Below are 26878 nucleotides of genomic sequence, written 5' to 3'. Positions count from 1 at the left end.
AAAATGTTACGAAATTCATAGGCTATAGTATCTTAAACATGAGCCTATCTCATGTGATAATGCTGGGGGCTAACTAATGAAAAAAAGTTGGGTATTTAAAAGCAGTATTTTTATAGGTGTCTTTCTTCTTATTCTTTCAGCATGTGGAACGAATAATGGAAATGACCAGGTGCGCGTAGCTGAGGTAACACGCTCTATTTTCTATGCACCACAGTATGTGGCTCTCTCCGAAGGTATATTTGAAAAGCATGGACTTGATGTCGAGTTAACCACCACTTGGGGTGGCGACAAAACAATGACCACGTTGCTTTCAAATGGAGCAGATATCGCCTTAGTCGGTTCTGAGACATCTATTTATGTTTATGCGCAAGGCACAGATGATCCCGTCATTAATTTTGCTCAGCTCACGCAAACAGATGGAACATTTCTTGTATCAAGAGAAAAAGTCGATCATTTTGCATGGGAAGATTTGAAAGGAAGCACTTTTCTTGGTCAGCGTAAAGGTGGAATGCCACAAATGGCAGGGGAATATGTTCTGAAACAAAAAGGCATTGATCCACAAAATGATTTAAACCTTATTCAAAATATTGATTTTGCAAATATCTCAAGTGCGTTTGCATCGGGTACTGGAGATTATGTTCAACTTTTCGAACCGACCGCAAGTGTTTTTGAAGAACAAGGTGTCGGATATATCGTAGCCTCGTTCGGTAAAGAATCAGGAAAGATTCCATACACAAGCTATATGGCAAAAGACAGTTATTTAACTAAAAATGCGGATGTAGCAGAACGATTTACAGCAGCACTTTATGAAGCACAATTATGGGTAGATACCCACTCTTCTGAAGAAATCGCTAAAGCAATTGAGCCATTTTTTCAGGACACTGATCTGGAGCTGATTACTACGGTCGTTGATCGTTATAAGAGTCAACATTCATTCGCTACAAATCCTACTCTTGATCAGGAAGAATGGGATAACCTACAAAATATTATGGATGAAGCTGGCGAACTTCCAAAACGTGTTGATTATAGCAAACTAGTGGATAACAGCTATGCAGAAGAAGCACAACAATAGGAGGAAATAGAATGTCTTTCCTTCAACTAAATGCCATATCACATGTTTATTTAACAGAAAGTGCAGCAAAGGAAGCCCTATCTGACCTTTCGTTTTCTATTGCGGAAGGTGAATTCGTATCACTGCTTGGTCCAAGTGGTTGTGGAAAATCCACATTGTTATCAATTATATCAGGGCTCTTACAGCCAACTGAAGGAACCGTCTCTCTTCAGAACAAGATGATTCAATCACCGGGTGAGCGAATGGGCTATATGCTTCAACAAGACTATTTATTCCCCTGGAAGACCATTGAAGACAATTGTTATATCGGGTTAAAGCTCTTAAACAAATTAACTCCCGAGAAGAAAGAAATCACACTTGCATTACTTGACAGTATGGGGCTTTCAGACGTTCGTCACGCCTATCCTGATCAGCTTTCAGGGGGTATGAGACAGCGAGTTGCGCTCGTTCGAACGCTAGCAACTGATCCTGATCTTCTCTTATTAGATGAACCTTTCTCAGCTCTTGATTATCAAACCAAACTAAAGCTTGAAGATCTTGTCTTCCAAACGTTAAAAGCACATCAGAAAACAGCGATACTCGTAACGCATGATATCGGAGAAGCGATAGCGATGTCAGACCGGATCATTCTTTTATCACCGCGACCAGGTAAAATCGCAAAGATTTTTCAAGTTCCGTCCCAACTTCAAACATTACTGCCTTTTGAAGCTAGAAACGATCCAGTTTTTCCCGAAAACTTCCAAATGATATGGAAGGAGCTTGATTCTCTTGAACAATCTCCAACTTGATAAACAGCATCAGCAGTATGTAAAGAAGTTGAAGAGAGAAAAGTATGAGATCGTAACCTGGCAAATCTTTATTCTTTTAGCATTTCTCTCCCTATGGGAGCTTGCAGGGCGACTTACCTGGATTGATCCTTTATTATTTAGTTACCCTACTAAGATCGCTTCGCTCTTTCTCACAAAACTTTATGACGGTTCTTTGTTACTGCATACAAGCGTAACCCTACTTGAAACCGTTGCAGGTTTTATGATCGGTACAGTACTTGGCACAGCTTTCGCTGCGGTCCTTTGGTGGTCCCGAAAAGCGTCAAAAATTTCCGATCCTTATCTGGTCGTATTAAATTCGATGCCCAAAGTAGCGCTTGGCCCGATTATTATCGTGGCACTCGGACCAGGCTACCTTTCAATTATTACAATGGGAGCATCTATTTCGATCATCATCACAACACTTGTGATCTATCACGCTTTTCATACGGTAGAGCCAAATTATATTAAAGTAATTCGTTCATTTGGTGGGAATAAGAAGCAGATATTTCGTGAGGTTATCCTACCCGCTTCTTTTCCAGCTATCATCTCGACACTCAAAGTAAATGTAGGATTGTCTTGGGTAGGGGTCATTGTTGGAGAATTTCTTGTTTCGAAACAAGGGCTCGGTTACATGATCATTTATGGTTTTCAAGTATTTAATTTCACACTCGTTTTACTAAGCTTATTTATGATTGCGATTTTTTCGTCCATTATGTATCTTGGCGTTGAATGGCTTGAGCGGAAATTAATCAAACATTAGCTCCTCTTTCAGAGGGGCTTTTTTTGTTGTAAGTGGGCAAACTAGTTAGCCAGAGGTTACAAACGTGATCGACCCCTACACGTCTTACCGCTGGCAAAATGATTGCTATAGACCCACCCAAATGCCATCTGCTAGCATATAGAAGAACATATTTCTAATTTAAAAGACAGGTGAAGAAAATGAATGCTCTGAAAGGCGTATGGCTTAGCATTGCCGCATACCTACTACTTTCAATCATAAAATTAGGTGCTGGATACCTGTTAGGTTCCGAGGCTCTGTTAGCAGATGGTTGGAACAATGCATCGGACATTGTAGCATCAGTTGCCGTCTTAATTGGAATGAGGATTTCTCTCAAACCACCAGATCTTAATCATCCATATGGACATTCTCGAGCAGAAACGGTCTCTTCCTTATTTGCCTCTTTCGTAATGTTTGCAATTGGTATTCAAGTCCTCTTCCATACAGCGACCGTTTTAATCAACGGAACCGTTTCATCTCCTCCATTAACATCAGCATGGGTCGCTCTTTTAGGGATGCTTGTTATGGGGAGTGTCTATCTTTTTAATTCCAGGCTCGCTAAAAAAACAGGCAGTCATGGACTAATGGCTGCAGCAAAAGATAACTTATCAGACGCACTTGTAAGTCTTGGAGCCTTTGTTGGAATTATTGGAGCACAATTTAACATGCACTGGTTAGATCCTTTAACTGGATTTATCGTCGGCCTTATCATCTGTAAAACCGCTTACGATATTTTTAGGGATTCTTCTCTCATGCTTACTGATGGTTTTGACAAAGAGAAACTAAATGATATCGAAGCAACGATTCAAGAGATTGAAGGCGTTGAAACGCTTGTAGATATTAAAGCGAGAATGGCTGGAAATAAGATCATTGTTGATGCTGTCGTAGAAGTAGCACCTTATTTAAACATTAAAGAAGGTCATAGTATTACAGATGAAATTGAAGCACAGCTCGAGAAAGAGCACGATATTCGGAATGCAATCATTCATGTGGAGCCAGGGAAAGAAACCATCTAACTAACAACAAAAAGTCCAGTTCGTTGAACTGGACTTTTTGTTTTAGCTACTATCGTTAGATGCTTCGCTACAAAAAATTAAGCTGCTTTAAACTATACGTAAGGACTTGATCCTTCATCATAAAACTATAATGCTCATTTAAGTGAAGGTCTTTCGGTAGTGTTTTTAGCTTGACGGGGCCTTTCGTTTCCATATAATCATCTTTTTTCACAAGATGATCAATATCAGCATAATAGACGTTCTTAATGATTGTACCGCCTTTTCCTTCCACCCGATACTGACCTACGTACTTAAGACGCTTGACAACGCCTCCTGTTTCTTCGTAAACTTCACGAACAGCAGCTTCTTCCGCATTTTCACCCTCTTCCACCTTACCACCAGGGAACTCAATGCCTCTTCTTGAATGTTCCGTTAACAACCATTGATTTTCGAGGCGACAAATAACCCAAACATGCTTGGGATCTGAGGAGTACGGGTGGTCCTGGAAGGAAAATGTCACCTGATTATGATAGTAATCTGTAAACATAAATTCGCTCATTTGATAACCTCGTCCTTTAGTTTCTTACTTTATTGTAAAAGAGTAGCCTGTCCTTGTCCAATCCCCCTATATAAAAAGTAAAAACAAGATTCTCCATTTCTGAAATCAATAATAAAACGCACGGCATTTAACCGTGCGTTTGTCTTATTTAATCTCAAAGTTTTTAATAATCCAGTTGTTGTTTTCGTAAATAAAATCAATATCAATTGTATAATTACCATAAAGATCCGATTGGTTTGATTGGGTTAGCTTGTATTCAAATTCACTTATTTGATCTAACTCATACGGCTTATCTGTATTTACCCATGGAAAGAGTTCTGTAGGAACAAGATAAAGACCACCTTCACGTTCATTAAAGTAAACATCAGCGATTTGAGAAGAGAGCTCTTTTGACGCTACCTTTTGTAAATGCTGCTCAACTTCCTCGATTGACTGAAACTGTTTCACTTTATAATTAGCATCGGTTTCTTGAACAATACGGTCAATAAGGTCAGTTGATAGTTGTTCAACATTAGGTTTTTCTACTGCCATTGTTTTTGCTTCAGCTTTGTTTTCAATGGAAGACATCACTATTTGTGAATGCTCTTCCGCAACTTTTGATATTTCCGCACCACAGCCTGAAGTGAATGTAAGGGCACCTACCAACATGGCTATACTTATGTATTTTTTCAAGTTACTCATCCTTTTAATTATTGTAGTATTTCATCGTTACTAATCACTTTCCTCATGAAGTCAAGTGTCAAACAAACTAGTCGATAATTAAGTCTTTTTTACTATAATTTTTAGGAGAACGATGCAAATTCATTAAAATTGATTACAATAGTAATACGAATAAAGATAACGGAACGTTTCGATTTTTTAGAATTCACTTCGGATAGGAGAACTTTCATTGACAGAGCTATGGAAAAAAAGATTCGACCATTATATACGCCATCGCTTAAGCTATTTAAGTTATATTTTTCAAGGTGGATTTCTCATAGCAGTACTTCTTGCAGGTGGCATCGGGGCTGTCTACTATCGACAGTTCCTGGGGGCGATTCCAGAAAATTTTCTAACACTAATTGTGACGATCTTAACAATTAGTATTGTAATCAGTTCACTCAAAGTAAAGTTCTTTCTCTTGCCAGCTGATCGGGTTTTTTTATTAGCATATGAAGGGCGAATGGAGAAGTATATCCGATATAGCTTCTTATATTCATACGTTCGCTCCCTTCCTATCATTATACTCACTAGTTTACTGACAACTCCTGTATTCATTCGATTAGGCTTTGAAGAAAACGACCTTATTGTCGGATGTATTACACTATTCATGCTTCATTTCCTATCTTTCTTTGTTATTATCCGTTCCTACATAGTAAAGATAAAATGGTTTCGCTTTTATTTATTGGTTATGAATAGTGCGGTTCTTTACTTGACGATAAAAGGAAATGTTTGGATCGGCGTACTCGTTTCGATTGCGCTTACCACTCTTCCTTTTCTATTACGCAGGAAAAAAATGCTACAGTGGGAAAGATTGATCGAACTTGAAGCTTCACAAAAAAACCGCTTTGAGCAATTTGCTAACCTATTTGTTGACGTTCCTTCATTACAAAATCAAGTACGAGCGCGAAGATACTTTGGATTTGTTCTTTCATTAATTCATGTTCACGATCCACGTCTTTATCTTTCAGTTCGAACTTTTTTACGTAAAGGCTCATATGTTTGGATGTACCTCAGGTTACTTGTGTTAGGAGCTCTCATTCTTTCCAATTTGTCTAATGAGATTATCATATTTCTATTCGTTCCTCTTTTTCTGTGGGTCACTTACCAACAACTTACTGCAATAATAAAAGAACAGTACCGAGATACATTTCTCATCATTCTTCAAGACAACTTGACAGGTCATTCGATCGTTAAGATGATTTTCGGTTTATTGATCCTGCAGTGTTTCATCTATAGTTTTATTCAGCTTCCTGAATTACATGATGCTTTCATTGTTTTTTTGGAAGGGTTACTATTTTCTTATGTACTTACGATGAAAAAAGAGACGAATGATAAAAAGAGGAACTGACTTAAATAAGTCGGTTCCTCTTTCTCATTAACAACAATAAGGATTGTAATTAGCTCCGCCAACGCCTGGTCCCGGACCATAGCCGCCGCCAAAAGCGCCTGCTCCTACAATAATTAATAAGATAAACAATACAACAATTAACGCAAATCCTTTACCATATCCTCCGCTCATCTTTATCCCCCTCATTAAAATTCTTTCACTACATTAATACTGTATGTCGCAGTGACTATTTAGGAAGGGCAGGAGCGGAGTTCTTATAGAAAAACAATCTTATTCTTGATAACTCTTCATTGTGGCTAAGCCACCATAGCATGGTTTATGGATAAACAAAAAAAGAGGCGTATGCCCCTAATTTCTTGTGTTATGGTTAAGTGCAGATAAAACACCCATTTGATCAATTTGCACTTTTGTCTTATCTGTTCCTAATCGATAAATCATTTCATAAAGCTCATAAATCGCTTCATCTGTCCAGTCTCGATGACTGTCTACTTCTGCTTCATTATAATGGTTTAATGAAAAGAAATCATTTTGCTGCACATATTTCTGTGAGCGCAATTTCTCAATCGTTCGCTCGAGTTTCATTTTTTCTTCTTTCGTAGCTCTAATTTCAAATGCATTCATTTGAGTACCAACATTCGTTTCATGAAGCTCGCCTTTTGGTGTTACAAAATACGTCTCACGTACCATTGCTTCTCACCTCCATGAAGATTTAAACAGGACTAACTTCCGAGTGGCTATATCCTTTATACTCATGCTGAGCTGCATCAATTGTTTTTTCAACAGTGTCAAGTCTTGAATGAAAAGATCCAACGTCGCGTCCCTGCTTCTTCGCTTCCTCGACGCGCTCATCATAATTTTTTTCCTTCGTTGCTTCTGATTCAACATGAAATTGTTTCTTATCATGATCGACGATAACTTGAATAAATTTCTCCATTGCTCTTTCCTCCTCTTTAACTTATCGTGTTTGTCACTTTACCCGTTTCAGATGAAGATTAATCTTTTCATTAGAAACGAATACGCTCAAATTTGTGTTAAAATGAGGGGATGAATCCATAAGAACTCAGGTGATGATCATGAATTTTACAACAACACCGCATCAAGCAGTGACTGAATTGGACCTTTCTGCTCCTTTAACACCCCATTCGTCTATTAGGCCATTGGAAGATGAAGCAGAACAGGCTTTTTTTCATGCATTAGAAAAAAAAGGAATTTGCCTTAATGAACCCCAAACAAAAGCAGTCAAACATACAGAAGGTCCTCTTTTAACAATTGCAGGAGCTGGTAGTGGGAAAACATCCGTCTTAACAACACGAACCGCGTTTCTAATTACAGTTAAGGAGAAAGACCCTTCTAGCATTCTACTTATTACTTTCACTAGAAAAGCATCTGAAGAAATGCGACAGCGTATTAGTCGCTTACCAGGCGTTTCTCCACAAGACTCAGGGAGATTAACAGCGGGAACCTTTCACTCGATATTTCTGAAATTATTAAGAAGTCTCGGCTATAATCAAAAAATATTGAATAGCGATCGTCACAAACAAATTATTATGAAAAACATTTTAAAAAAGATGAAAAGTCCGGAAGCTTCTTTACCAGAAATTATGCTTTCATCCATTTCATCGTGCAAAGTAAAGATGATGGAACCGAGTGATGTTCCCGATCATAAAGAAACAGAAGAACTGAAAAAAGCTTACACAGAATACGAAGAGTGGAAAACAGCTAATCACTATATGGATTTTGATGACATTCTTGTGTTTATGTATCGAGAATTTAATCAAAACCCAGCCCTTCTTCAAAAAATGCAAAATCGGTTTCAGTACATCTTAGTTGATGAATTTCAAGATACAAACCCAATTCAATACGAGTTGATAAAACAAATTGCTGCCCCGCAAAACAATCTGTTTGTCGTCGGGGATGATGATCAGGTAATCTATTCCTTTAACGGAGCAAATAGTTCGATTATTTTAGAGTTCGATCGCACTTATCCAGATGCGGCAGTTGTAACGCTCGACACAAATTATCGATCAGCGCCTCCCATTGTAGGGCTAGGTAATCATGTGATTAAACATAATACGTATCGAAGGGCGAAGACGATGAATGCAACAAACAAAGATGGAAAGCAACCTTTCTATCTTAGACCTGCAACAACAGAAGATGAAGCAGGATATGTTCTTCGTCATATTCGAGAGCAAAAAAGAGATTGGAAAGATATCGCCATTCTGACAAGAACTTATACAAATGCTCGAGCTCTTTTCGAACAATTGATTGAGCAGGATATCCCTTTTAATGCCCAAGGAATGAAACAGGTCTTTTATGAACAATCCATTATCAAAGGCATGATGGAACATCTTCGTCTTGCATATGAACATCAAAACCTTGACGCTACGGCCGCTATTCTTCCCTCTTTATTTATTAATCAAGAAGCTGGTATGCGTCATATCGAGATGGAAAATTTTGTTGAACCTGTTGATTTTCCTTTAGTTCATTTAAAATCATGGAAAACGCTTCGTGATTTCCAAAAGAAGTCGATTGATCGGCGTATTCGTCTCATTCAGGAAGCAAAGCGTCACCAACCACAAAAGGCAATCCAATTATTGCGTGACGATTATATGAAACATCTTGATAGTGCGAATGATGAAGCTTTAACGGTTCACAAAACGACCCTTAAAGAAATGATGGACGAGCTAGAGTTCTCAAGCTCACGCTTTGAAACAATTCCTGAATTTCTAGCTTATGTTGATCGCATCATCCAACGCTTTAATGAGCACAAAAAAAAGGCAAGCGCTGCGAATGGACTCTCCCTGTTATCCATTCATCAGGCAAAAGGACTTGAGTTCCCTGTCGTTTACGTGATTGGCGCTTCAGAAACCATATTGCCACACGTTTCAGCACTTAACTCTATGAAAGATAAAGAAGCTTCTCAGAAGGAGTTATATACAAAAAACCCAACCGCTGACCTTGAAGAGGAACGTCGGCTTTGTTACGTTGCGATTACACGGGCAAAAGAAGAGCTTTATATTTGTTCACCTGAAAAGCACCTTGGAAAACAAACGCCAGTCTCCCGTTTTTTAACAGACGCTTTTAAAAAGAAAATAAAGCAAGAAGGAAAATCAGTGAAAGCCTGGGTTTGTAGCAGTGAATTCTGCAAAGGATGGATGAAGGTTGAAGGGAATAAGCAACCTGAGCAAAAGTTATGTCCTCTCTGTGAAAAGCCGATGGTTATATCACAAAAGTTCGTTAAATAAGTCGTAATGATGTCATCGTATTAAGCATTGTTGCGCTTTGATTACAAATTATTTAAGAGACGTTTAACTTACGGATTTCCCCCTTCAAACGTGCTATAGTAGAAAAAAACGCGCAACAGGAGGGCTCCGATGAGCAGCATTCGTTATGAAACCATTTTTCAGAAACAGCTTGGCAACGGTACGATTATCGGAATAATGGATTACCTTGAAGGCAAGCTGATCAGACTGAACTTAAATGACAAGGAGCCGGAGTACCTTAACCCGGAGTTAAAGGAATTCTTTCAACAAGAGCGTATGAAAGTGAACCTTCATCAATAATAGTTACAATAAATCAAACGGCCTCCCGTGAATTATTTTGGGAGACCGTTTTTTTGTATAGAGAGGAAGGTGGATGAGATCTTAATAACTAAGTTAATGTTTCATCACTTCCCTTTAAATACTAGTCTTTTTTACCTATTCTTCATAAAAAAAGGTTTGATATAAAAAGTGAATAGGGTATACCAATAGTAGCAAAGAACATTGCTACTATTGAAGGAGGAAGTCATTATGTTAAAACAAGTTCTAGTTATTGTCGGTATTGTTGTAGTCGTTGCATTTGTTGTCAGTGCTTTATTCTAGAAGACAACATAATTAATAAAGCTATGGATGAACTAAATTGACTTTATCAAGGAGGAATAGCAATGGTACGTACGATTCTTATGATCATTGGCGCAGTAGCTGTTATCGCAGCAATCATTTCATTTATTTAAAATCTTACATTTTAAGATTCATAAAGCAATTGAAATTTTACTATTACTTATATAATTTAAAGAAGTCGAGCCCACAAGAGGCTCGACTTCTTTTTAAGTTATCTATTAATCATTCTTTTTCATGTTTTTTTTGGCTTCATCAACTTTGGACTTTGGAATGTATATAAAGATCGCTTTTTTATTATTATTCATATAAATCTCCTTCAGAGTTGATTTAGTTTATCCTCATTCATTCTACTCGATAATGACGTCTATAAGCAATGATCCCTTCCAAAAGAAGTGAAAACACTGCGTTAGTACTAAATGTTCTGACAATCGTGATGCCTTTTATTCAAACTTGTGACTAAAACTGTCAAGAAATCGAGATAACTTCGACTTCTATTCTTGGACGAGGATTGATATACTGATTGTAAATTGTGTGATTCTGATCAATTAAAATGGGTCACAATAGCTTATTTAAAGGAGTGAACTCCATTTGTTGAAACAACCATTAAAACTATTCAGAGGGGTCGGCTATGCGGAAGGAATTTCGTTTCTATTGCTACTAGGAATTGCGATGCCTCTTAAATACTTGATGGACATTCCGATGGCCGTCACGATTGTTGGAGCCTTACACGGCGGATTATTCGTTCTCTATCTTGCCGTCATCCTTTACGTCACCATTGTTAAACGCTGGTCTTTTATTAAGGCGACGCTAGCCGTTGTCTCTTCCGTCATTCCATTCGGCCCGTTTATCTTTGATGCACGTATTGTGAAAGATTCAGAAGCGTAAATGAAAGGCAGGACCTTTAACAGGTTCTGCCTTTTTGCATGCGCTCAATAAACTTCTTTCACGACTGTCACCCGTGATAGTTCTTTTCGGTTTAACTCGTACCCAATACCATTACCTTCTGGCACGGTAATGTATCCTTCCTCTACGATCACTTCAGGTTGAATGATATCCCGCTCCCAATATCGTGTAGAAGCCGAAATATCTCCTGGGAAAACAAAGTTAGATAAGCTAGAAAGAGCTATGTTATGCGCCCTTCCAATTCCTGATTCAAGCATACCACCGCACCAGACAGGGACACCGCGCTCATCGCATAAATCATGTATCATTTTACTAGCAGTTAACCCGCCTACGCGACCAGGCTTAATATTTATCACCTGGCAGCTATTTAAATCTAGCGCTCGGCGCGCATCATCGAAAGAAGCAATACTTTCATCCAAACAAATCGGTGTCTTTAATTCCCTTTGAAGTTTAGCATGGTCAACGATATCATCTGCCGCTAATGGTTGTTCAATCATCAGAAGATTAAAGTCATCCAACGCTTTCAATTGATCGATATCTCGAAGCGTATAGGCGGAATTAGCATCTGCCATTAAAGATAAATTTGGATAGCGTTCTCTTATTGCTTTTAGAATGGAGACATCTTGAGAAGGCTTTATCTTTACCTTAATCCGCTCATACCCTTCCAAAATTCTATTGCTTATTTCTTCTAACATCGTCTCCTGATCAGCAGCACCAACCGCAACGCCTGCTTTAATTTTCTTTAAAGTTCCGCCTAATGCTTTTGATAAACTAATGCCTTCTTTTTTGGCGTATAAATCCCATATCGCCCCTTCTATTGCATACTTTGCCATTGGGTTTCTTCTAATTCCTGACAACATGCCGTTAACCTCAGACGGGTGTGCAATCAAACGTTTTTTTACTAGGGGGATCATGATATCCCTTAACATATGCCAGGACGTTTGGAGCGTTTCTTCAGTGTACCATGGGGTTGTAAATGCCACCCCTTCTCCCAAACCGCTATTACCTTCAGCATCATTCACCTCTACGATAATCAAATCGCGATCAGACACCGTTTCAAGGCTATTACCAAAAGGCGTTTTAAGGTTCATTTTAATATGATGGAGCGTGACCGACTCGATGATCATTCTGCTTCACTCGCTAACAAATTCCGCTGTAGTTTATTGGCTCCATTCCTTGGAAGAGCCTCAACAAAGGTAATCGACTTGGGCAATTTATACCGAGCCAGTCGATCTGAAAGATAATCGAGTAACTGATGCTCGGTTAACATTGGGTTTTTACTTACCACGAAAGCCGCCGGTACTTCTCCCCAATGCGGATCTTGGACACCTGTTACGCCTGCATCTTCTATATCTATATGTTCAAGGATGGCGGCTTCAATTTCTGCTGGATACACATTTTCTCCCCCAGAAAGAATCAAGTCTTTTCTTCGGTCTAATACAAAGAGAAAACCATCTTCATCCACATAACCGATATCACCCGTATGAAGCCATCCATCTTCAAATGCCTCACTTGTCGCGCCTTCACGTTTCCAATATCCTTTCGTCACCGTGGGTCCTTTCACAAGAATTTCGCCATGCTCTTGTGGTGAAAGTTCTTTATGATTATGGCTAATCTTTACTTCTGAAGGAAAAAGAGCTTTCCCAGCAGAACCCTGTTTATCAAGCATATACTCAGGTGAAAGCGTCACAATTTGCGATGCTGTTTCGGTCATTCCAAATGTTTGGACGACAGGAATTTGCTTTTCTTCACAAATCGTTAGGAGTGGATATGGAGCTGGGCCTCCGCCAAGCAGCATGCAGCGTAACGTAGCGGGATACTGATTGTCTCCAAGTTCATCAAGCATTTTCTTTAGCATAGCGCTTACTACCGATACAATTGTAATGTTTTCTTTTTGAATCGATTGATTAACGGCATGCGGATCGAATCGTTTTTGTATAACCATGGTAATCCCATAGATAACACTGCGTAATAATATAGAAAGACCACTCATATGAAATAGCGGTACGGCACATAACCAGCGATCTTGCATTTCTAAACCTAGATTAAGGCTCGAGCTAATTGCACTCCACCAATGGTTTCCATATGTTAGCATCACGCCTTTTGGTTTCCCTGTCGTACCAGACGTGTACATGATCGTATGAAGTTGGTTTAACTCAATTGAGGTTTGTAGACCCTCCAAACAATATCCTTCTGGACGAATATCCTCCCAAATAAAAAGGTCGATAGTTAGTAAACTTTCACGAGCTTTATTCGCAAGAGATCGGTCCGTTATTATGTAAGAAAGCTCAGCATCGTGCAATTGGAACGCTAACTCAGGACCTGTCAATCGATGGTTCAGCGGGACAATAATAACCCCAATATACATGAGCGCATGCAAGCAGACTGCTGACTCTATTGCGTTCTCCATAAAAAAACCAACATGCTTCCCTTTAGCAATGCCTTTTGCTTTTAGAGCATTCGCCATTTCAACTGCCTCTTCTTGTAATTGCTTGTAAGTTAACTGCTTATTCTTTTCAATCAGCGCCACTCGGTCAGGCGTCATGAAAGCGCGTTTGTGTAACCAATTTGGCATCGTATCCATCTTTACCATCCTTTCATTAGCTTGAAAAAACAGCTTGATGGATATCCATCAAGCTGTTTCCGTGCAATCGATTTATGGAAAACGTGGGAACTGTTTAAAGTCCGGTTTGCGTTTCTCTTTGAACGAATCGCGTCCTTCTTTCGCTTCTTCAGTTGTGTAATAAAGAAGCGTTGCATCTCCACCCATTTGTTGAAGTCCTGCAAGACCATCTGTATCAGCATTAAGTGAAGCTTTAAGGAAACGTAAAGCAGTTGGTGACTTCTCAAGCATTTCCTGCGCCCACTGAACGGTTTCAGCTTCAAGCTGCTCAAGAGGGACAACCGTGTTAACTAGACCCATATCAAGGGCTTCTTGTGCGTTATATTGGCGGCAAAGGTACCAGATCTCACGGGCTTTCTTATGCCCTACGATTCGAGCAAGGTATCCAGCGCCGTATCCAGCATCAAAGCTCCCTACTTTAGGACCTGTTTGTCCAAAGATTGCATTATCAGCAGCAATTGTAAGATCACATACAACGTGTAGTACATGTCCTCCACCAATCGCATAACCAGATACCATTGCAATAACTGGTTTAGGGATTACGCGAATAAGACGTTGAAGGTCTAATACGTTAAGACGAGGGATTTCATCATCGCCGACGTATCCACCATGCCCTCGAACACTTTGATCTCCACCAGAACAAAATGCTTTGTCTCCAGCACCTGCAAGAACAATAACCCCAATATTAGAATCATCTCTCGCAAATGAAAAAGCTGTAATTAATTCATTAACCGTTCTTGGTGTAAATGCATTGCGCACCTCTGGACGGTTAATTGTAATCTTAGCAATCCCATCATACGTTTCATAAAGAATATCTTTAAATTCACGTTCAGTCTTCCATTGAATCATTTAGAAATTCTCCTTTCCTATGTACCTAAATTTACAGATTAGAATCTGCATGCTTTTTTAGAAAAGCTACTACCATTTTAACAAAGATTTCAGGTTGTTCTACATGAATTGTATGCCCTGCGTCATTTATTTGCACAAAATCAGCTTGAGGGAGTAATTTTTCCATCTTCTTTCCAATAGAAACGAACTTTTGATCCTGCTCACCTACTAAAAGAAGAACTGGAATTGACAAATCATCTAGCATTTCCCAATAGGAACGCTGTGCCCCTGTCCCCATTCCAATAAGACTATTAGCTAGTCCTCTTTCAGTATTGCTCAAACGCTGTTTTCTTATTTCCTCTTGTTTGCGTAAAGGAAGTTTTTTCTGAGTAGAGAACAAAGGAACGCTTTCCCAAAAATCTACAAAAGATGCCATGCCTTCCTGTTCAATCCGTCTAGCAAGGCGATGATCATTTTGTATTCGTTCATCTCTTTCCTCTTTTGTGATAAGTCCTGGTGAACTACTCTCGAGGATGAGTGTTTTAACACAATCAGGATATTGTACAGTAAACGATAAGGCAAAGCGACCACCCATTGAATAACCAAGTAAATGGATGCTATCAATTCGAAGAATCTGTAAGAGCTTTTTTAAATAACTTCCCATTGCTTCCATCGTATAGAGCGCGGGATCATCTGGTTTTCCACTTGCGCCATGCCCGATTAAATCTATGGCGATTACCTTATAGAAATTTGATAGTTTTTTCATCAACGGCATCCAACTTGCGCTTGACCCTGTAAAACCGTGTAATAAAAGAAGAGGTTCCCCCTCACCTTCTATTTTGACGTAAAACGGTTGTCCTTCAATTGTGTAAATCATGATTTTAGAACCTTCGCTGTCTCGTGTGAAATCTTTGAGAATAACTTCCGATGGAGCATAAGATTTTCATCACGATTGGTCGGGACTTCAATAATGCTAAGCCCTTTATGCTTCTTGCTTTTCTCAAAAGCTAAGCTAAACTCTTCCCAATTCCCTATGCGCTCAAAACTTCCCCCGTAGAGCGCTGCGGCATGCTCGTAATCTAGTCCAAGCGGTGTTCCAAACAGTTGCTCGAAATGCTTCTCCTCCTGACGCTGCGGTAAAAAGGAGAAAATTCCACCTCCATCATTGTTCACAACAACAATGGTTAAATTGATTTCATATAACTTTGCTAGAAGGAGACCGTTCATATCATGATAAAAAGAGAGATCACCGATAACCAAAACGCCGAAAGAATAATCAGTACTAGCACCAAGAGCAGTTGAAATAATCCCATCAATACCGTTCGCCCCGCGATTTCCCATTATGGTCGGTCGAGCTCCTTCAGGTAAAAAAAAGTTTTCCAAATCGCGTACCGGCATACTATTGCCTACAAACAAAAGATCGTCCTTATCCATTAATTGACCCAATTCTCTAAACACATATCCTTCAAAGAGTCCGTCTACCTCCAAATCCTCACGAAGCAGGTTAACAGTGACCTCGTTTAACTCTTTCCACGTTTCTAGCCACTTGTTCTCCCGATGTTTAAACTCCTGTAAAACTGGGAGAAGGCTCTTTACAAACTCTACTGGTGAAACATTTGGCATGTCAGAGCTTGAAAGAGTTGGGTCTCTCCATCCATTCTCATCTATTACGAGATGGAGAGGACTTTCCACTTTATTAACAAAAAGCGTATAAGCTTTTGATACGGGCATCGCCCCAAAACGAATAATCACCTCAGGATAAAGAGAGGAATCCACTTCACCTCTTAGAAAAGCATCATATCCTTCAATTAAATTGGGAGAATTCACATGTCGACACATGGACAGAGAATCAGCAAGAACAGGATATCCTAGTGCTTCCGCAAGAGCATACAACGGCTCGGCTAATTCTTCATTTTCCTGTGGACCTACAACGATAATTCCCTTTTTATTAGCCAACTTATCTACATAATACTTTACTGATTTATCGTCTAAAACCCGTGCATAATCAATTGACTGTACCCATGGCTCGTGACCATCTCTACCGTAAGAAAAAAGACCTGGATATGAAAGATCCGGTGTTAAAGGATCTCTAAACGGAAAATTAAGATGAACAGGTCCAGCTGGTACACTCGAAGAAACAGCAACGGCTCTAGAAGCGGCTGTTCTGATATATCGCGTCAGGGAGGAAGATGGAAGCGCCATTTCCATAAACCACTTTGCATAGTCTCCATATAGCTTAATTTGATCAATCGCCTGTGGCGCACCATTGTCACGAAGCTCATGAGGACGATCGGCCGTTAATACAATCAACGGAACATTGGATTGAGCAGCTTCGATGACTGCAGGATAGTAATTCGCTCCTGCTGTGCCTGATGAACACAGAAGTACTACCGGTTCATGATGTGACTTGGCCATGCCAAGCGCAAAAAAACCAGCAGATCGCTCATCGATATGCATCCAGACTTTCATTAAAGGATGTTCGGCCATCATCATCGCAAGTGGGGTAGACCGCGATCCTGGACTAATCACAGCATGGTTTACGCCTGATCGTACAAGTTCATCTACAAACGAACCAACGTATCTTGATAATATTTCTTGATCAGTCATATTTTTTACCCCCAAGCGCCGTTAACATCGGTTTAAACTTCATTTTGGTTTCTTCGTATTCACTATCGGGATCTGAATCTCCTACAATCCCGCACCCTGCATAGAGCGTTGCTTGATCGCCATTTAACAAACCTGAGCGAATCGCAACCGCAAATTCTCCATTCCCCTGGTAATCAACCCAGCCAACAGGTCCAGCATACCAGCCGCGATCCAAGTTTTCGATACGCTTAATCTCATTAACCGCCTCTACTTGAGGATATCCACCGAGTGCTGGGGTAGGGTGTAATCGCTCAACCATCCGTAAAAGACTTGTTCTTTTGCTAGCTCTCGCTACAACAGGTGTAAACAAATGTTGAATATGCGGCGTTTTTAAAATTTCAGGCGTAGACGGTACCTGCACAAATTCACACTCTTCTTCCATAGCGGTTCGAATCATCTGAACAACTAAATCGTGCTCGATTCGATTTTTTTGATCATAAAGCAGTTCTTGTCCAAGTGCTTCATCTTGTTCTTCCGATATCCCTCGCTGAATCGAGCCAGCAAGACACGTTGAATAAACCTGTTGCCCTTCCCTTTTCACTAACCGTTCAGGTGAGGCACCAAGAAAACATTCCCCCCCGTACTCGAACGCAAATACGTAGCTATCGCTCTGCTGTTCTTTTAAATTTGATAGCGTTCGTGTAGAAGAGAAAGATTGAGTAGATTTGAGCTTGATTTCTCTAGCAAGAACAACTTTATCCAACTGCCCTTCTCGTATATTTTCGGCTGCACTTCTGACTGTTTCTTTCCATTGATCAGGGTTTATTTCTTCTATAGAAAAAGCTTCAACATCCGATGAATATACAGTCGTTATTTTATTTAAGAGGTTGGCATGTTGCTTTAGAAGTGCTTCGGAAAGTTTCTCTGGATCATCTTCTACACTCACGACAGCATTAATTGTTAACCATGCCTGATCAAGAGCGGAAGTTAGCATAATTTCCGGAAGTACCATACCGCCTTCAGGAAATGAACCCCATTCACCGCTTTCTGGAGCAGAAGGGTCAAAAGAAAAACCACCGAGGAGCACAGGTCCGACTCCTGGACGAGATGGTGCCCCCTCTATAATGGCACCTTCAAGAAAACGCTGCCACTCTTCTTCTATTGTACGAAACCGATCGGAATTGGCTTGAAATTGGTTCATCCGTCCAAGTCCTACAATCGTCGTATCATTCTCTGGGTCTGACCAAAATGTTCGATCATTTTTATAAGTAGACGAACCCGCTGCATAAAAGGAGAGGGGATCGACAGCAGCTACTGATAGCACCTGACTAACAAGTACAGACGTTCCCCGCTTTTCTGCCTTACTAACACCTTGATGAAGCAGGCTAAATAATTCTTGATGTTGTAATGTAGACACCGTCTTCTCCCCCCAACTTTCTGTCCATGCAAAAGCAGACCGAGTTAGCCTCGGCCACAGTTACTTAAAGGATACACCTGTGTAGCTAAGACTGTCAACGAAGCTGTTTTGCCGTTTTTATCGCCTTCTTATGTATAGATTCCCTATCTCCTCAAAAAAAACCATTTTAATGCTCCGCAGATGCCCTTAGCAAAATAATTGATGAGCATACACTGATAAATGTAGACAACGGTGAACCGTTGTTTATACACTAAATGATAAGGGAGTGTCTCACATGTCCAGACACTATTATCATGGTGTTTGTCGTCAGCATATTGGACAATGTGTTGAAATCAAATGTCATGACGGTCAATTGCATAGAGGTCATATTGAGGATGTTGATGATGAGTTCGTCTACATTCGCCCTTTAAATCGCAATTGTGATGGACCACAACATCCCGAGGGACCAGGAATGTTTTTCTTCGGCGCTTTTGCAGGCGGCTTTCTTGGCGGATTATTAGGCGTAGGTTTAGGAAGCATCGCGTTTTTCCGGCCATATCCTTACCCGTATTATTATTAATTCCACAAATGCGATCACTTTATAGTGATCGCATTTGTTTCTCTCCATTCTCTTTTAGATAGAGGCTAAAGACATTTGGAACGTAAACAGATGATCGGCTTTTTTCTATTGACAGAGACTTCTTGATATTGACAAAAGGATTGACACCCTTTATCCATTTTTTTAAACTATAATGGTTACAAGGGGATTTTTTAAGAAGTTTATTATTTAAGGGAGAGACACTATTCTATGGAAGAGCGTATGAACAACAGCAACGATAAGCTGAACAAAGTGACGCCTTCAAAACCAACATGGCAGGTGTGGTGGCGACTATTAAGACCACACACATTAACAGCTTCCTTCGTCCCGGTTTTTCTGGGCACAATGCTTGCCCTTCAAAGTCATACATTACATTTTGGATTGTTTATGGCGATGATGATCGCTTCTATCCTTATTCAATCAGCAACAAATATGTTTAATGAATACTATGATTTCAAAAGGGGTCTTGATCACGCTGGTAGCGTAGGAATTGGTGGCGCCATCGTAAGAGATGGAGTTAGTGCAAGAACAGTATTGAATCTTGCTTTTATTTTCTTTGGCATTGCCATTCTGTTAGGCGTTTACATCTGTATCCTGACGACATGGTGGATTGCGGTCATTGGTTCAATCTGTATGGCTGCAGGGTATTTCTATACTGGCGGCCCACACCCAATTGCCTACACACCATTTGGCGAAATTGCCGCTGGCGTCTTTATGGGACTCATTCTTGTCTTACTTTCTTTTTTCATTCAAACGGGCGTTATTACATTTGAAAGCATTCTCGTTTCGATCCCGATCTCCATTCTAGTTGGCGGTATCCTTATGGCGAACAATATCCGCGACCTAGAAGGCGACAAAGAAAAAGGACGAAAAACACTCGCAATACTTCTTGGACACGATAAAGCTGTTGCCCTTTTAGAGTGGATGTTTATCGTTTCTTACCTTTGGGTGGTCGCACTCATCATTACAATTGATTTATCACTTTGGTTGCTGTTAATTATTCTAAGCATCCCTAAAGCATTCAAAGCCATTCGCTTGTTTGAAGGGAAAACGCAGGCTGCTCAAATGATGCCCGCTATGCAAGCAACGGCTCAAATGCATACTCAGTTTGGACTGCTCATGGCCATTGGTTTATTGCTCGCGTATTTTATTTAATCTAGAGTCAGAGACGAATACCGTCTCTGGCTTTTTTACGTCGCTTTACAGAGGGAAGCACTTCTTTTTAATCTAATTAGCGGAATTAATTAGATTTTCGCGGAATTATCTCTTAAGATCGCAGAATTAATTGGTTTTTCGCGTAAATATTGAGAATTTCGCGGAAATATAGCAAGAACTAGACATAAAAGGAAAAAAACCTAGCTTCTTCCCCGCTAATTTTCCCTTTTTATAGCCAATTGCTCGTGTATACTGTAAATAAGTACATAGAAAAAAGCGGAAGCGTCCGATTAACCTCAACAAAATCTTGAACCTGAAAAATTGTCCGGTGTTCATTTTGTTGAGGAAGGAATCATAGGTTTTGGCGCGACAGCTAAATTGGAGGAATGAGATGGAATTCGCAAATACAATGCTAGAGGCACTCGGAATCAAAGCCATTACATTAACACCTGAAAAAGTCGTTCTTGAAATGCCAGTTGGACCGAGCACTCATCAGCCACTCGGCTTTCTTCACGGAGGTGCATCCGTTGCACTTGCAGAGTCAGCCGCAAGCATCGGTGGCACGCTTAACCTTAACTCAGAAAACGAAGCCACATTCGGAATGGAAATCAACGCTAATCATCTACGTAGCAAAAAAGACGGCGTTGTCCGAGCGATCGCTGAGCCGATCCACATCGGACGAAGAACAATGGTCTGGGAAATCAACATCGTCGACGAACAAGAAGAACTAATCTGCATATCCCGCTGCACCCTAGCCGTTAAAAGGTATTAAGAAAAGCGGAAGCCTCCGATTAGACCCGGCAGGCACTGGAGCCTTTTCATTTGAACACGTTTTTTGTGTTCGAATGAAAAGGTGAAGTGACCGAGGGTCTGGAGGCTGCAGCTAGACACGAAAAGCGGAAGCGCCCGTTTAACCTCGACAAGCGCTGGAGCCCCATAAAAAGAACACGGTCTTGGTGTTCATTTTATGGGGTGAAGCGATCGAGAGGCTGGGCGCTGCAGCTAGACATGAAAAGCGGAGCGGGCCTGCCTAAATCCGCAGGAAGTTGGAGCCCAATCGAATGAGACGCTTTTTGTCTCCTTCGATTGGGCGAAACAGCCGGAGGATTTGGCCCGCGTAGCTGGACACGAAAAGCGGAAGCGCCCGAATGTCTGCCCACTTGCAGTTCAACATCACGACACTCATTTAAACGATAGAACCTAAAAAGAATCCCGTCACTATTGACGGGATTTCTGTTCTATTTTTCGTTCACCAATTTCTCGATAATCTTCATGATACGTGTCTGAAATCGCATAGTGACATTCATCGCACACCATCCTTCTTCTTTCCCACGGGAAGAGCAATTCTTTCTCACAGTAAATACATCCGTGATTCAATTGGATCACCCCCCTTTTAGATTATGACGAATTAGTATGTCTAAGACCTAAAAGCCAGGAAAGGAGAACTTAACTTGACGCATAAACTAGTGCCTTACCTTTTTATATTACTCTTTTTATCTGCGTGTTCTTTCAGCACTTCCAATAACGAAATTCCAGAAAACACAATTCCAGCAACAGTGGATCGGGTGGTAGATGGGGACACTCTAAAAGTAACACTTGAAGAGCGAGAAGAAACAATCAGACTTCTACTTGTCGATACACCTGAAACGAAGCATCCTAGTAAACCTGTCCAACCATTTGGACCTGAAGCGTCAGATTTTGCGAAGGACCGGCTTGAAGGAGAGAAAGTTGGAATCGAGATCGATGTTTCAGAACGGGATAAGTACGGACGACTTCTAGCATACGTCTGGATCGGTGATCAAATGTTCAACGAAATGCTTCTTGAAGAAGGGCTTGCAAGGGTCGCATACATTTATCAGCCTAACGTAAAATATGTTGACCAATTTCAAAAAACACAGCGACAGGCTCAAGAAGAAGGGAAAGGAATTTGGAGCATAGAAGACTATGTTCAAGAAGAAGGGTTTGACGAAGAAGCAGAAACTCCCACTGAAGAAAAATTCGCTTCTGAGGAGTGCCAAATAAAAGGAAATATAAATTCAAAAGGCGAAAAAATTTATCATGTTCCTGAGGGATCCTACTACGAAATGACCAAAGCAGAAGAAATGTTTTGTACGAAAAACGAAGCAGAGGAAGCAGGTTTCCGTCCATCTTCCAGATAACCCTCTGGCATTACGCCTTCTCTTTAGACAAACACACATAATTTGTTACCTTCTGTACCATCATAGGCTAGAGGAGGTAGCGAAACGATGAAAACAATTTTAAAATCAATGCTTGGCATTCTCCAATCTCACACTGATGGTGAGCCTAAATCCCCGTTACATGTCGGTGAAGTGATGAACTGTTGGACAGCTTTTGCGATCTTTAAAGAAGCTCAAGTTTTTTATCGAATGGCATTAAATACAACCGATGATGAACAACTCAAGAAAAAAACACAGGAGATTTTTGATGCATCTGTTAAAGACCAAAATAAATTAAAACAATTTTTAATAAAAGAAGGCGTTCCTCTCCCACCAACATCACAAGCAAAGCCTGATTCATCCTCAGAAACGATCCCTATGGGGGTAAAGCTAACGGACGATGAAATTGCTAACGGGATTTCACTGAAGCTTGCCTCAGTGAATGTCCTCTGTGCAACGACCGTTTCTCAGTCCATTCGAACCGATGTTGGGTTAATGTTTCTTGAGTTTCAAACCCACATCCTACTGTTTGCTGCGGATTTTAAAACGTTAATGGAAAAGAGAGGATGGCTAAAATCTCCGCCACCTTATCTTCCACCTGGCGCTCCAACTCAAAAGCCGTAGCTGAAGAAGCTACGGCTTTTATCTTACTTCTACACGGCTTGCTCAATCTTTTTCCCTTGTTGAAGCTGATACATTTGAAAGTACCTTCCTTTTTTCTGCATCAATTGATCATGATCGCCTCGCTCAACAATTTCTCCCTGATGAAGAACGAGAATTTGATCTGCCTCTCTTATCGTTGAAAGTCTGTGGGCAATGATAAATGTGGTACGCCCCTTTTTCAAAATATCGAGAGCGTTTTGAATAATCATTTCCGTCTCAGTATCAACATTTGAAGTCGCTTCATCAAGTATAAGGACAGCAGGATCAAACGCTAACGCTCTTGCAAATGAGATAAGCTGTCTTTGCCCGGAAGAAAGCGTGCTTCCTTTTTCTATAACTGGCTCATCATAACCGTTTGGAAGCGAACGGAGCAGCTGATCTGCTCCAACATCGTTTAAAGCTTTTTCTACTTTTTCTCTTGAAATAGAGGGGTCGTCAAGACTAACATTTGATGCAATCGTGCCTGTGAATAGAAATGGATCCTGAAGCACTATGGCCATATGCTGTCTCAGTTCTTGCTTTTTAATATCCTGAATGTTTTTCCCATCAATGGATATTGTTCCTTTTTGATTATCATAAAATCGAAATAACAAATTCATAATGGAGCTTTTTCCTGAGCCCGTGTGTCCAACGAGCGCAATGGTTTGACCTTTTTTCGCTTCAAAAGAAAGATTCTTTAACACATATTCATCTTCTTTATAAGCAAAGGAAACATGATCGAAAGAAACATTCCCATCATATCGCGGGAAAATTCCATCCGCTACATCTTCTCCTTCTTCATCAAGAAGCTCAAAAACGCGGTCTGCAGCAACCAATGCCTGCTCTAGATTGGCAAGTTGGTTGACCATGTTTGTAACGGGTTGAAACAATCGATTTAAATAATCGACGAAAGCATAGAGAACCCCAAGACTTATCACGGCGCTTGATGTAAGAGAAGCTCCTCCGAAATACCAAATCAATGCTACAAATGAGATATTCCTTAAGATGTTAACCAAGTTATGAGACATTAAAGAATTTAAATGTAAAAGCTTGTTTTGATACGTAAAGTGGCTATCATTTAATTCTTCAAATTCTCGTTCTGTCATTTGCTGGCGTTTAAAAGCTCTTATGAGTGACATTCCTTGAATGGATTCGTTAATCATAGCATTAATGTCACTCACTCTTGCCCGGATCACTTTATTAAATTTCGAAGCATATTTGCGATAAACAATGATCCAAACAACCAGCAGGGGAACAATGGTTAATGTAATAAATGCAAGCTTTACATCCAATAAGAACAAGGCAACAAAGATCCCTGTCATATAAAAGATGCTTGTGAAAAAAGTTGCGAGTACGGTTACATAAAGCTCACGTATCGCCTCTGTATCATTTGTAATTCTTGCCACTACTTTTCCAGCTGGCAAATTATCGAAGTAGTTGATGTGCAATCGCTGAATTTGCGCATAGACATCTGTTCTCATCTTTTGAATGATTCTGTTAGCTGAAGTTTGCAAAAGAAGTCCCTGCCCATACTCAAAAAATGAAGCGAAGACGAGAAGTCCGAAGTATAATGCAATGAGCCAGATCATCGGTTCAATCTGAGGTTGATAAAACGCGAGCAGTTCTTCGTTGCTTATTTCTGATGCTCCGTAGGACTGTCGTTGCCCATCCTTTTCGATCGTGAGCGTATTTTCGTTCATTGATCTTTCACCGTCGAAAGCGATCGGTTCGTCAATGAAGTAATAATCACGCCCGATTTGAAGAATTCTTGCCTCTTCTCCTTTTGCTTCATTATTTTCAAAATGATCGCTTCGCTTATACCATCCACCATCATATTGAACAGCGTCTTCCCCCTGATCTGATTCATACCATGGATACTCAATTCCAAGAATATGAACGTCGATCATCCGTTTAGCAATGAAAGGGCCAGATAGTTCCGCTGTTACGGCAACTGTTAAAAGTAGAAGTGCAATTAAAATATTCTTCTTAAATCCAAGTGCATACTTTACTAAACGCTTTCCTACATGTCGATTCATTTACAGCACCTCCTTTAGTGAATCTTCAAGTTGCTGTCTGTCATATTGCTCTCTGTACCATCCTTGTTGAGTAAGAAGCTCCTCATGTGTACCTTCTTCAATCACTTTGCCATCTTCTAGAACAAGAATACGATCAGCATGCTTTACACCTGAAAGCCGATGTGTGGCAATAAGCGTCGTTTTACCAGCACGTTCACTTCTTATATTTGCAAGAATTTGTGCCTCTGTTTTCCCATCCACTGCTGACATCGCATCATCAAGAATAAGAATTTCTGGATCAATCATGAGAGCTCTAGCAATCGAAACCCTCTGCTTTTGCCCACCAGATAGTGCTACCCCCTTTTCTCCTACAAGTGTTTCAAGCCCTTGAGGAAGAAGATTGACATCTTTCTTAAAATCAGATAAACGGAGCACTTGATCGATATCTTGGTCAGTTCCATCTTTCTTACCAAAAAGTAGGTTTTCTCGCACTGATCGAGAGAATAGCATTTGATCTTGCGGAACATACCCAATCCAGCTTTGAAGCGTTCCAAGCGAAAACTCTTCGATCGGTACATCAGAGATTTTGATTTTCCCTTTGCCTACTGGGTATTCTCTCAACAATTGCTTTAGCAAAGTGGTTTTGCCGCTACCAGTTCGCCCAACGATACCGAGCGTTTGACCTTTTTCAAGCGTAAATGAAACATCATTTAAATTAGTAACTGAAGAAGTTGGATACGTAAACTGAACATGTTCAAAGCAAATCGTACCAGGAGACTCGTGATGTTTCGGAGCATGATGTTCCTTCACATCTTCTTCGTGAGATAACGTATCCAATACCCGATTTAGTGAGGCACTTCCACGCTGCATGACATTAATTAGCTCACCAACCGCAATCATCGGCCAAATCAACATACCTAGATACACGTTAAATGACACTAGTTCTCCTAGTGTAAGTACATTGTGAAAAACAAGATAAGCCCCATATCCTAAACCAATTAAATAACTCATCCCTACGAGAACTTTAATCGTTGGTTCAAAAAGGACATCTATCTTTGCTACATCAATGTTCTTTCTGTAAACATCTTCTGTTAAGTTTTTGAATTTTTGCTGATCCGCTCTCTCCTGTACATAAGCACGCGTTACGCGAACGCCTGCAATCGATTCAAGTACTTGATCATTCATATGACCGAAAGAATCCTGCGCAGCGGTAAAGCGCTTATGAATAACCTTTCCATAACGGTTCATGGCAAGAGCCATTAATGGAAGAGGCAGAATAGCCGCAAGCGTTAGTTTCCAGCTAATCAAAACACCCATCGTAACCAATATAAGAAACATAAAGATCGTTGAATCAACCAAAGTTAAAATACCGAAACCCGCTGTAAGGGACACAGCTTTTAAGTCGTTTGTTGCTCTTGCCATCAAGTCCCCAGTTCGATTTTTCTCGTAAAAAGACGGCGTCATTTTCAGAAGATGTTTCATGAATCTAGACCGAAGCATTCTCTCAACTAGAAATGCACCACCAAATAGTTGATACATCCATACATATGTGACGAGATAAACGACAATCAATAACGCACCATAAAAAAATAGATAATTCCGTAAGCTATCCCAAGTTAAACTTCCTACATTGATCTCATCAATTGCCATCCCAATTAGCTTCGGAGGAATAACCTCAAGGATCCCACCTAATATCAATAACCCGATTGCAATACTATAACGCTTCCAATGCTGCTTAAAAAACCAGCTTAGCTTCTTTAAAATCGAAAACATTCTTTTCCCCCCAGTCTTTTCCCTAACATGGTCTTCCT

The 26878-nt window shown here is 40.3% G+C and carries 26 protein-coding genes and 1 pseudogene; 13 read left to right on the top strand and 14 right to left on the bottom strand.

Annotated elements, in window-relative coordinates; all coding sequences use genetic code 11:
- Positions 1–76: 76 nt before the first annotated feature.
- The 4 genes from LCL91_RS12230 (at position 77) to LCL91_RS12215 (ending at position 3675) form a co-directional block, all read left to right on the top strand.
- A complete protein-coding gene (locus LCL91_RS12230; protein ID WP_224882717.1) occupies positions 77–1072 on the top strand; it encodes an ABC transporter substrate-binding protein in 996 nt (331 codons plus the stop codon).
- 11 nt (positions 1073–1083) lie between these two features.
- Complete coding sequence (locus tag LCL91_RS12225) at positions 1084–1860, top strand: ABC transporter ATP-binding protein (protein WP_224882716.1); 777 nt, start codon at positions 1084–1086, stop codon at positions 1858–1860.
- On the top strand, positions 1841–2641 hold the full coding sequence (locus tag LCL91_RS12220; RefSeq protein ID WP_224882715.1) for an ABC transporter permease: 801 nt from the start codon (positions 1841–1843) through the stop codon (positions 2639–2641). Before LCL91_RS12225 ends, LCL91_RS12220 begins: the two co-directional genes overlap by 20 nt.
- Before the next feature lie 179 nt (positions 2642–2820).
- Positions 2821–3675: a cation diffusion facilitator family transporter gene (locus LCL91_RS12215; RefSeq protein WP_224882713.1), complete on the top strand. Its 855-nt coding sequence runs from the start codon at positions 2821–2823 to the stop codon at positions 3673–3675.
- Between the two features lie 67 nt (positions 3676–3742).
- Here the strand turns inward: LCL91_RS12215 and ytkD are convergent, their stop codons facing one another.
- Both ytkD and LCL91_RS12205 read right to left on the bottom strand, forming a co-directional pair.
- A complete protein-coding gene (ytkD, locus tag LCL91_RS12210) occupies positions 3743–4213 on the bottom strand; it encodes an RNA deprotection pyrophosphohydrolase (protein ID WP_224882712.1) in 471 nt (156 codons plus the stop codon).
- Positions 4214–4357: 144 nt separating this feature from the next.
- A complete protein-coding gene (locus tag LCL91_RS12205; RefSeq protein WP_224882711.1) occupies positions 4358–4885 on the bottom strand; it encodes a hypothetical protein in 528 nt (175 codons plus the stop codon).
- A gap of 217 nt (positions 4886–5102) precedes the next feature.
- On the opposite strand from LCL91_RS12205, the gene LCL91_RS12200 reads away from it, so the two are divergent.
- Positions 5103–6263, top strand: coding sequence for an ABC transporter permease (locus LCL91_RS12200; RefSeq protein ID WP_224882710.1), 1161 nt, complete (start codon positions 5103–5105; stop codon positions 6261–6263).
- Positions 6264–6362: 99 nt separating this feature from the next.
- On the opposite strand, the pseudogene LCL91_RS12195 reads toward LCL91_RS12200, so the two are convergent.
- The 3 genes and pseudogenes from LCL91_RS12195 to LCL91_RS12185 all read right to left on the bottom strand — a co-directional run.
- Positions 6363–6434, bottom strand: a pseudogene (locus LCL91_RS12195) (YjcZ family sporulation protein); the annotation flags it as partial.
- A gap of 177 nt (positions 6435–6611) precedes the next feature.
- Complete coding sequence (locus LCL91_RS12190) at positions 6612–6950, bottom strand: hypothetical protein (protein ID WP_224882709.1); 339 nt, start codon at positions 6948–6950, stop codon at positions 6612–6614.
- Positions 6951–6972: 22 nt separating this feature from the next.
- Positions 6973–7197, bottom strand: a complete 225-nt coding sequence (locus LCL91_RS12185; RefSeq protein WP_224882708.1) for a hypothetical protein — start codon at positions 7195–7197, stop codon at positions 6973–6975.
- Between the two features lie 139 nt (positions 7198–7336).
- Here LCL91_RS12185 and LCL91_RS12180 point away from each other — a divergent pair, with 139 nt between their 5' ends.
- The 3 genes from LCL91_RS12180 (at position 7337) to LCL91_RS12170 (ending at position 11029) form a co-directional block, all read left to right on the top strand.
- Positions 7337–9508 carry a UvrD-helicase domain-containing protein gene (locus LCL91_RS12180; RefSeq protein WP_224882706.1) on the top strand — a complete coding sequence of 724 codons (2172 nt, stop codon included), beginning with the start codon at positions 7337–7339 and terminating at the stop codon, positions 9506–9508.
- Positions 9509–9637: 129 nt separating this feature from the next.
- Positions 9638–9826, top strand: coding sequence for a hypothetical protein (locus tag LCL91_RS12175; protein ID WP_098444629.1), 189 nt, complete (start codon positions 9638–9640; stop codon positions 9824–9826).
- A gap of 906 nt (positions 9827–10732) precedes the next feature.
- Entirely contained in the window at positions 10733–11029 is a 297-nt protein-coding gene (locus tag LCL91_RS12170) for a DUF3817 domain-containing protein (protein WP_098444630.1), read from the top strand.
- Positions 11030–11073: 44 nt separating this feature from the next.
- On the opposite strand, the gene menC is transcribed toward LCL91_RS12170, so the two are convergent.
- The 6 genes from menC to LCL91_RS12140 form a co-directional block, all read right to left on the bottom strand.
- On the bottom strand, positions 11074–12174 hold the full coding sequence (gene menC, locus LCL91_RS12165) for an o-succinylbenzoate synthase (RefSeq protein WP_224882704.1): 1101 nt from the start codon (positions 12172–12174) through the stop codon (positions 11074–11076).
- Positions 12171–13631, bottom strand: coding sequence for an o-succinylbenzoate--CoA ligase (locus LCL91_RS12160; RefSeq protein ID WP_224882702.1), 1461 nt, complete (start codon positions 13629–13631; stop codon positions 12171–12173). The genes menC and LCL91_RS12160 overlap by 4 nt, the downstream gene beginning before the upstream one ends.
- 72 nt (positions 13632–13703) lie before the next feature.
- Positions 13704–14519, bottom strand: coding sequence for a 1,4-dihydroxy-2-naphthoyl-CoA synthase (gene menB, locus LCL91_RS12155; RefSeq protein WP_224882699.1), 816 nt, complete (start codon positions 14517–14519; stop codon positions 13704–13706).
- A gap of 31 nt (positions 14520–14550) precedes the next feature.
- Positions 14551–15375, bottom strand: coding sequence for a 2-succinyl-6-hydroxy-2,4-cyclohexadiene-1-carboxylate synthase (gene menH / locus LCL91_RS12150; protein WP_224882697.1), 825 nt, complete (start codon positions 15373–15375; stop codon positions 14551–14553).
- A complete protein-coding gene (menD, locus tag LCL91_RS12145) occupies positions 15372–17105 on the bottom strand; it encodes a 2-succinyl-5-enolpyruvyl-6-hydroxy-3-cyclohexene-1-carboxylic-acid synthase (protein ID WP_224882695.1) in 1734 nt (577 codons plus the stop codon). Before menD ends, menH begins: the two co-directional genes overlap by 4 nt.
- Positions 17098–18501 (bottom strand): isochorismate synthase, encoded by a 1404-nt coding sequence (locus tag LCL91_RS12140; protein WP_224882693.1) that lies wholly within the window; start codon positions 18499–18501, stop codon positions 17098–17100. Before LCL91_RS12140 ends, menD begins: the two co-directional genes overlap by 8 nt.
- Positions 18502–18775: 274 nt before the next feature.
- Between LCL91_RS12140 and LCL91_RS12135 the strand changes: the two genes are divergently transcribed.
- The 3 genes from LCL91_RS12135 to LCL91_RS12125 all read left to right on the top strand — a co-directional run bounded on the left by LCL91_RS12135 (position 18776) and on the right by LCL91_RS12125 (position 21005).
- The gene (locus tag LCL91_RS12135; RefSeq protein ID WP_224592923.1) at positions 18776–19060 is read left to right on the top strand and encodes a hypothetical protein; all 285 of its coding nucleotides are present in this window, start codon (positions 18776–18778) and stop codon (positions 19058–19060) included.
- 240 nt (positions 19061–19300) lie between these two features.
- Positions 19301–20233: a 1,4-dihydroxy-2-naphthoate polyprenyltransferase gene (locus tag LCL91_RS12130; protein WP_224882763.1), complete on the top strand. Its 933-nt coding sequence runs from the start codon at positions 19301–19303 to the stop codon at positions 20231–20233.
- Between the two features lie 391 nt (positions 20234–20624).
- Positions 20625–21005, top strand: coding sequence for a hotdog fold thioesterase (locus LCL91_RS12125; protein WP_165997334.1), 381 nt, complete (start codon positions 20625–20627; stop codon positions 21003–21005).
- A gap of 446 nt (positions 21006–21451) precedes the next feature.
- Here LCL91_RS12125 and LCL91_RS12120 read toward each other — a convergent pair whose 3' ends face one another.
- Positions 21452–21610, bottom strand: coding sequence for a hypothetical protein (locus LCL91_RS12120; RefSeq protein ID WP_159783968.1), 159 nt, complete (start codon positions 21608–21610; stop codon positions 21452–21454).
- Between the two features lie 74 nt (positions 21611–21684).
- Here LCL91_RS12120 and LCL91_RS12115 point away from each other — a divergent pair, with 74 nt between their 5' ends.
- The gene (locus tag LCL91_RS12115; RefSeq protein ID WP_224882692.1) at positions 21685–22392 is read left to right on the top strand and encodes a thermonuclease family protein; all 708 of its coding nucleotides are present in this window, start codon (positions 21685–21687) and stop codon (positions 22390–22392) included.
- 87 nt (positions 22393–22479) lie between these two features.
- Positions 22480–23034 carry a DUF3231 family protein gene (locus LCL91_RS12110; protein WP_098444641.1) on the top strand — a complete coding sequence of 185 codons (555 nt, stop codon included), beginning with the start codon at positions 22480–22482 and terminating at the stop codon, positions 23032–23034.
- A gap of 29 nt (positions 23035–23063) precedes the next feature.
- Here the strand turns inward: LCL91_RS12110 and LCL91_RS12105 are convergent, their stop codons facing one another.
- The gene (locus tag LCL91_RS12105; protein ID WP_224882691.1) at positions 23064–25088 is read right to left on the bottom strand and encodes an ABC transporter ATP-binding protein; all 2025 of its coding nucleotides are present in this window, start codon (positions 25086–25088) and stop codon (positions 23064–23066) included.
- The gene (locus LCL91_RS12100) at positions 25089–26840 is read right to left on the bottom strand and encodes an ABC transporter ATP-binding protein (RefSeq protein WP_224882690.1); all 1752 of its coding nucleotides are present in this window, start codon (positions 26838–26840) and stop codon (positions 25089–25091) included. It abuts the gene before it with no gap.
- Between the last annotated feature and the right edge of the window lie 38 nt (positions 26841–26878).

This window comes from Guptibacillus hwajinpoensis, assembly GCF_020171785.1.
Taxonomy (GTDB): domain Bacteria; phylum Bacillota; class Bacilli; order Bacillales; family Guptibacillaceae; genus Guptibacillus; species Guptibacillus sedimenti.
Note: the sequence above shows the minus strand (reverse complement) of the source record. Positions and strands in the feature narration are given on the sequence as shown.